At 41.1% G+C, this 2,737-nt stretch carries 2 protein-coding genes; one reads left to right on the forward strand and one right to left on the reverse strand.

Annotation, left to right across the window (positions count from 1 at the left end; genetic code table 11):
• The first annotated feature begins 202 nt into the window (after window positions 1–202).
• Window positions 203–1,996, forward strand: coding sequence for a serine/threonine-protein kinase (locus tag GNE10_RS33610; RefSeq protein WP_311774911.1), 1,794 nt, complete (start codon window positions 203–205; stop codon window positions 1,994–1,996).
• A gap of 286 nt (window positions 1,997–2,282) precedes the next feature.
• Here the strand turns inward: GNE10_RS33610 and GNE10_RS33615 are convergent, their stop codons facing one another.
• Window positions 2,283–2,582, reverse strand: coding sequence for a 30S ribosomal protein PSRP-3 (locus GNE10_RS33615; RefSeq protein WP_045870192.1), 300 nt, complete (start codon window positions 2,580–2,582; stop codon window positions 2,283–2,285).
• Window positions 2,583–2,737: the final 155 nt, after the last annotated feature.

Raw genomic sequence — 2,737 nt, forward strand, 5'->3', positions numbered from 1 at the left:
GTTTGCGACAGATACCCCACCCGCCTGACGGCACCTTCCCCTTGGCAAGGGGAGGGTTGGGGAGGGGTCTTGTCTATGTGTTGCATTATTTTTTCAAATTGGTATAAGCTAATGGGCGCTAAAAAGTATAACCACTTGTGGTGATTGTTGACTGTTAACTGTTGAAAGTCAACAGTTAAAAGTATGGAGATGTTTTTCTTTGGTGGGTAAGATTGCCCACACCTTAACTGGTGGGAAAATTTTGTTTTTAGAAGGACGTTATCGTTTAATTCACCGAATTGGTAAAGGTGGATTCTGCAAAACCTTCCTGGCTGTGGATGAAGGTCAGTTTCCGCCAACTCCCTGCGTGGTTCAAGAATTATCGCTAGAGTGGGAAACTTCTACAGGTTTTGAGCAAAAGGCGCGTCAACTTGAAGAATTAGGAAAGCATCCCCAGATTCCGGCTTTATTAGCTTATTTTCAGCACAAACAGCACTTTTATTTAGTACAAGAGTTGATTTTAGGTAAAAATTTAGCTCAGGTGGTTGAAGAGGAAGGGGCTTTAAATGAAACTCAGATTTGGGAAATTTTAGAAGAACTATTACCAGTTTTGCAGTTTATTAGCGATCGCCACATCATCCACCGCGATATTAAACCCGAAAATATTATCCGTAGAACCCCCTCTGACTCTAAAGATAAAGCAAATCTGGTGATAGTTGATTTTAGCGCTGCCAAAATTGTTACAAAAATTGATTGCTTCACCACTGAAAATAATATTGGTAGTCCAGAATATGCTGCACCAGAACAAATAAAAGGAAAAGCTGTTTTTGCTAGCGACCTTTATAGTCTCGGTGTCACTTGCATTTATCTACTTACCCAAATTTCTCCCTTTGATTTATTCGATGTTGCTAATAATTGTTGGGTTTGGCGAGATTATCTGACTACTAAAAGCGATATTTGGCAACAAGACGAAAAAAATTTACGTTTAGCAAAAATCCTAGATAAATTACTACAAAATATTGTGAATCAGCGGTTTCAATCACCTGGGGAAGTCATGGAAGCAATGGGTATGGAATGTAAACCCCAAGATTTGAAATTACCAAAGCCCCAGTGGTTCTACTCATCTACTTTAATTGAAAATTCCACTGTCTTGAGTAGTGTGAATGCTCTGGCATTCAGTCCTGAAGGTAAAATTTTAGCCAGTACTTCTGATGATAAAAACATTAAATTATGGGACTTAAAGACTAAAAAAGTTTTAGCGAGCTTATCAGGACATTTGCAACCAGTAAAGTCTATTGCTTTCAGTCCTAATGGCAAAATCTTGGCAAGTGCTAGCGACGATAAAACTATCAAATTGTGGGATATCAACACATTAAAAGAAATCTGTACTTTATTGGGACACTCCCACATTGTAAAATCAGTTGCTTTCAGTCCAGACGGCGAGATTCTTGCTAGTGGTAGCTGGGATAAAACAGTCAAACTCTGGAATGTAAGTACTGGAGGCGAAATTTGTACCTTTACTGGACATCAATTACAGGTGAATTCAGTGGCCTTCAGTCCCCAAGGAAAAATGATAGCCAGCGCTAGTTATGACAGAACAATTCGCCTGTGGCAGATAAATGACCCAAAAGAATTTCAAAACTGCCCGTGTATCCTTTCGGGTCATGCATGGGCAGTTTTGACAGTCGCTTTTAGTCCCGATGGCAAAATTCTGGCGACGGGTAGCGATGATAAAACTATTAAATTGTGGGAAGTGGACACTGGTCAGCTAGTTACCACACTTTCAGGCCATTCCTGGTCTGTAATCAGTGTAGCTTTCACTGCTGATGCCAAAACCCTAGTTAGCGCAAGTTGGGACAAAACAGTTAAACTTTGGACAGTGAGTACAGCCCAAGAGATTGGGACTCTTTGTGGTCATACAGACTCAATATCTGCCATTGCTGTGAACCAAGTAACACAACTAATTGCAAGTGGCAGCAAAGACAAGACTATTCAACTCTGGCAGCTTGTAGAATAGCGAGGGTTAACAAGAAAGAATTCAGGAGTCAGAAGTCAAAATTCAGAATCAATCATATATGACTGGTGGATGAATAACTTCTTTTTAGTACCCTACAAAACAAGAAAAATTGGCCATCTACAATCAGCGCTTGCTCTAGCAGCATCAGTTTTCAGCGTCGATGCTTGAAGGGCGGCTTAGTGTAGGCATCTAAACTTTGTTCTTAGTGGCAAGTTTAAATCCCCAGTATATTGATTCTGATTCGGTGAATTCTGGATTCTGAATTATTCTTGTTAATTTTGGAATATCAAGCGCTACCGGTGAAGGCAACTTCGGGAAATTTCAACTGAGCTTCTGCCATTGGGCGATTTCTGCCTTCTTCTTGCCAGTAGTTAATCACTTCAGTTGCTTTGTTGAGCAACTCAACGCGATCGAGGTCACTAATCCAGTGTTTGGATTCGAGTTCCTTCTTTAACTCTTCCCAAGCATCATTTCTTGGCCAGAAAAAGTATTTGGTCAAAGGACTTGTGCCTTTACCGACAACTTGATCGACTGCTAGAGCGACGTTTTCGTCTAACCACAGAATTTTCAAAATAAACTTGGTCAATCACACCTCCCTTGATTTCCGGGCATTACTTAACTAGGATAGCGATCGCTTATTCTAACGCAATACCCTATCAATGACCAAATACGTGGGGCATTGGGTATGGGGCATGGAGCATGGGGCATTGGGTATGGGGCATGGGGCATGGGGCATAGGGC

It is taken from the genome of Nostoc sp. 2RC, from assembly GCF_014222165.1.
Taxonomy (GTDB): domain Bacteria; phylum Cyanobacteriota; class Cyanobacteriia; order Cyanobacteriales; family Nostocaceae; genus Nostoc; species Nostoc linckia.